At 73.4% G+C, this 3260-nt stretch carries 1 protein-coding gene and 1 pseudogene; both read right to left on the bottom strand.

Annotated features, from left to right (window positions below; all coding sequences use genetic code 11):
- A partial coding sequence (locus ABZW03_RS39005) for a glycoside hydrolase family 38 C-terminal domain-containing protein (RefSeq protein ID WP_355269341.1) occupies positions 1 to 3076 on the bottom strand: 3076 nt, incomplete at its 3' end.
- 49 nt (positions 3077 to 3125) lie between these two features.
- Positions 3126 to 3260 (bottom strand): annotated as a pseudogene (locus ABZW03_RS39000) (glycosyl hydrolase); the annotation flags it as partial.

The following is a 3260-nucleotide window of genomic DNA, read 5'->3' as shown; positions in this document are numbered from 1 at the left end:
CGAGCAGCGCGCCGGGGTCGGTGCGGACGGTGGGGTCGGGGAAGCGCGGCAGGGCGGTGAGCGCGGTGCCGCCGGCCGGGGTGTCGACGTGCACCGCGCCGTCCTCGACCGCCACCTCGCCGCGGGTGCCGTCCCAGGGCCGCTCCAGCAGGTCGCAGGGGACGGCGTCGGCCAGCTGGAAGGAGGTGGTCAGCCGGCCCCGGGCGCGGCCGCCGCCCGCCTCGTAGATCCGGACGATCAGGTCCCCGCTGCGGTCGTCGGCGAGCTTGACGGCGCTCACCACCAGGGCGTCGTGGTCCAGCTCCACCAGCGGCGCGACCCGCTCGGCGCTCCCGGTGACCTTCCGCTCGGGCAGGCCGATCCGGTAGCCCTCGCGGACGGCGTCGCCGATCGCCGCGCCCGGCACCAGGGCGTGCCGGAAGCGGTGCAGGCCCTGGTCGGTCTTCGGGTCGGGGAAGCGCGGGGCGCGCAGCAGCGAGAACCGGACGGTGGTGGTGGTCCCGCCGTCCTCGGCCCGCACCGTGCGGGTGACGTCGTGGCCGTAGGTGGAGGCGGTGACCAGGGCGACGCCCCAGCCGGGCTCGTCGAGGTGGACGAAGCGGTGGTTGCAGGCCTCGAACTTGGCGGCGTCCCAGCTGGTGTTGGTGTGGGTGGGCCGGTAGAGGTGGCCGAACTGGGTCTCGGCGGCGTAGCGCTCGGTGTGGACGTCCAGCGGGAACGCGGCCTTGAGGAACTTCTCGGTCTCGTGCCAGTCGACCTCGGTGTCGATGTCCAGCCGCTGCTCGCCGGCCGGCAGGGTGAGGGTCTGCACGACGGTGGAGGAGCCGAAGGAGCGGGCGATCCGCACCGAGGCCGCGTCGGAGGAGACGGCGGCGGTGAGCGCGTCCACGCCGGTCAGGTCGGTGACGGTGTTGCGGTAGAACTGGTCCACGTCCCAGGCGTCCCACATGTTGGGGAAGTCGGGGTGCAGCTGGAGCAGGTTGGCCCGGCTTCCGGGGGCGACGGTCTCCCGGCCGGTGGCGAGCTCGACCACCGAGGCGATCAGGCCGTCGGCGTCCACGACCACCTCCAGCAGGCCGTTGCGCAGGGTGAATCCGCCCTCCGGCCGCTCCACCGCCGTGCAGGTGCCGCCCGGCACGGCGACCGCGGCGGCCCCGCCGGCCGGCACCGCCGAGCGGGTGTGCGGCGCCGCGTTGAACACCAGCTCGCGCCCGCCGTCGGGGGCCCCGGCCAGCGCCCGCTGGGCGGCGTCGATCAGCCCGTCCAGCTCGGCGGCCAGCGCCGCGTACGTCGCCTCGGCCTCGCGGTGCACCCAGGCGATGGACGAGCCGGGCAGGATGTCGTGGAACTGGTGCAGCAGCACGGTCTTCCAGATCCGGTCCAGCTGCTCGTGCGGGTACGCCGCGCCGGTGCGCAACGCGGCGGTGGCGCACCAGAGTTCGGCCTCGCGCAGCAGGTTCTCGCTGCGCCGGTTGCCCTGCTTGGTCCTCGCCTGGCTGGTCAGGGTGGCGCGGTGCAGCTCCAGGTAGAGCTCGCCGACCCAGACCGGCGGGTTCGGGTACTCGGCCTCGGCCTTGGCGAAGAACTCGGCGGGGTTCTCCCAGCGGACGGTGGCCGAGCCCTCCAGGTCCTTCATCCGGGCCGCCTTGGCGACCATCTCGCGCGTGGTGCCGCCGCCGCCGTCGCCCCAGCCGGTCGGGGCGAGCGAGTGCCGGGCGACGCCCTTGTCCTTGAAGTTCCTCGCCGCGTGGGCGATCTCGCTGCCCTTCATCGAGCAGTTGTAGGTGTCCACCGGCGGGAAGTGGGTGAAGATCCGCGTCCCGTCGATGCCCTCCCAGAGGAAGGTGTGGTGCGGGAACCGGTTCACCTGGCTCCACGAGATCTTCTGGGTCAGCAGCCACGTGGAGCCCGCGTTGCGGATGATCTGCGGCAGGCCGCCGGTGAAGCCGAAGGTGTCCGGCAGCCAGGCCTCGTGGTTCTCCACCCCGAACTCGTCCAGGAAGAACCGCTTGCCGTGCACGAACTGCCGGGCCATCGCCTCCGAGCTCGGCATGTTGGTGTCGGACTCGACCCACATGCCGCCGGCCGGCACGAACCGGCCCTCCGCCACGGCCTTCCGGACCTTGGCGTACACCTCGGGGCGGTGCTCCTTGATCCAGGCGAACTGCTGCGCCTGGGACATGGTGTAGCGGAACTCCGGCTCGTCCTCCAGCAGCGCGGTCATGTTGGCGGTGGTGCGGGCCACCTTGCGGACGGTCTCGCGCAGCGGCCAGAGCCAGGCCGAGTCGATGTGGGCGTGGCCGATCGCGCTGATCCGGTGCGCGGACGGCACGGCGGGCGCGGCCAGCACCCCCGCGAGTTCGGAACGCGCCTTCTCCGCAGTGGAGTTGACGTCCTGGAGGTCGACCGCGTCGAGCGCCCGCTCCACCGCGCGCAGGATCTCCCAGCGGCGGGGGCCGTCCACCGGCAGCTCGGCCATCAGCTCGCCGAGCACCTCCAGGTCCATCACCAGCTGCCAGACCGTCTCGTCGAACACGGCCAGGTCCATCCGGGCCAGCTTGTACTGCGGCCGGTCGCCGGCCGTCTCCTTGTCGCCCAACTCGGTGGGCAGGAACGGGTGGTAGTCCAGGATGACCGGGTTGGACGCGGCCTCGACGTGCAGCAGCACCTGCTCGCCGCCGGCCGCCGGGGCGGCGATCCGCACCCACTGGTTCTGCGGGTTGAGGCCCTTCACCGGGGAGCCGTCCGGGCGGTAGACCAGGCCCTCGCACTGGAAACCGGGCATGTTGGCGTCGAAGCCGAGGTCGATCAGCGCCTCGACGGTGCGCCCGGCCCAGGCCTCGGGCACGGTGCCGGACACGGTGATCCAGCTGGTGCCCCAGGGCGCGCCCCAGGCGTCGCCCACGGCGATCGGGGTGCGCGGGGCGGCCAGTCCCTCGGCGACCGGGACGGGCTCGCCGGGCGCCGTCCAGATGCCGACCTCCAGCGGGACGGACTCGGGGTACACGGCCGGGCGGATGCGCTCGTCCAGGACGCGCTTGAGGCGGGACTCGACCAGGGTGCGGTCATCGTGCATGTCAGCGGGCTCCGTTGCGGGCTGGGGGACGGTTCGGAGAGGGGACGGTTCAGAGCGACGGTACGTCGGAGGGGTGGACCACCTCGGTGATGCCGCGCGCGGCGAGGTGCGCGCGGTCCTCGGCGCGCTCGGCGAGCACCGCGGTCGGCCGGGCGCCGTCCGCGGCGAGGCGCATGAACGCCTC

The sequence above is a fragment of the Kitasatospora sp. NPDC004799 genome, assembly GCF_040609095.1.
In the GTDB taxonomy this organism is placed as follows: Bacteria; Actinomycetota; Actinomycetes; order Streptomycetales; family Streptomycetaceae; genus Kitasatospora.
The sequence above is the reverse complement of the archived record's forward strand: the minus strand, read 5'-3'. Positions and strand labels throughout refer to the sequence as shown.